The organism is Mesorhizobium sp. M1E.F.Ca.ET.063.01.1.1 (assembly GCF_003998155.1).
Taxonomy (GTDB): Bacteria; Pseudomonadota; Alphaproteobacteria; order Rhizobiales; family Rhizobiaceae; genus Mesorhizobium.
Map to the genome: position 1 here is coordinate 1 of NZ_RZSC01001229.1, position 1,077 is coordinate 1,077.

General features: G+C 64.3%; 1 protein-coding gene and 1 pseudogene. Both read right to left on the bottom strand.

Features of this window, described 5'->3' with window-relative positions:
• A pseudogene (locus EOA29_RS37475) lies at positions 1-413 on the bottom strand (sel1 repeat family protein); the annotation flags it as partial.
• On the bottom strand, positions 400-1,077 hold a 678-nt coding region (locus EOA29_RS37480; protein ID WP_189479137.1), incomplete at its 5' end, for a dihydroxy-acid dehydratase. The gene EOA29_RS37480 and the pseudogene EOA29_RS37475, both read right to left, overlap by 14 nt.

The window sequence follows — 1,077 nt, forward strand, 5'->3', positions numbered from 1 at the left end:
CCTTTGCGCAGATAGTCGCCGAGCGCCACAAGCGCGTCCGAGACATAGCTTTCCTCGGGCGAGCCCGGCTCGACATCCTGGTCGACGATCTCCGAGAAGAACTTGAAGGCCGCGTAGTCGTCGCGCGCCACGCCGTCGCCTTCGGCATACATGCGCGCAAGCTTCCAGGTGGCGCCGATCTGGCCGTTCTCGGCGGCGTATTTATAGGCCTCGACCGCCTGGTCCTTGTGGCCGTTCTTGTAGGCGGAAAAGCCGAACTGGAACACGGCCCACGGGCTCGACTGCGGCTTCACGCCGGTCTTGTCGTCGAACACCTTGTCGTCGAAGGCCATGGCCTGTCCGACGGCGCCCAAGGTCGCGACAGCGACCAGTGCCGGCAAGACAAATGACCTCAACACCTCAAATGTCCGCATAGCAGTGTGTTTCTTTCGCACCGCCCGGATGGGTGACCGCGCCGTCGCGGGCCGACCCTACGGTCTGCGCATATTTCCAGATCGCGCCGGACTGATAGTCGGTCTTGCGCGCCTTCCATTTCTTTGCCCGTGCCGCCAGTTCGGCATCCGACAGCGCCACCTCGATCGTGCCTTTCACGGCGTCGATCGAAATCACGTCGCCATCCTTGACGAGCCCGATCGGCCCGCCGACCGCCGCCTCCGGCCCGACATGGCCGATACAGAAGCCGCGCGTGGCGCCGGAGAAGCGTCCGTCCGTGATCAGCGCTACCTTGCCGCCCATGCCCTGGCCGTAGAGCGCCGCCGTCGTCGACAGCATCTCGCGCATGCCCGGTCCGCCGCGCGGCCCCTCGTAGCGGATGACGAGAACCTCGCCTTCGTGATAGTTGCGCTGCGTGACCGCTTCGAAGCACTCCTCTTCCGAATCGAAGCAGCGCGCCGGGCCTGAGAATTTCAGCTCCGACATGCCGGCGACCTTCACGATCGCGCCTTCGGGGGCAAGGTTGCCCTTCAAGCCCACAACGCCGCCTGTCTTGGTGATTGGCCGATTGGCGGGACGCACAACATCCTGGCTGTCATTCCAGGCAACATGCTCCATGTTTTCGGCCAAAGTGCGGCCAGTGAC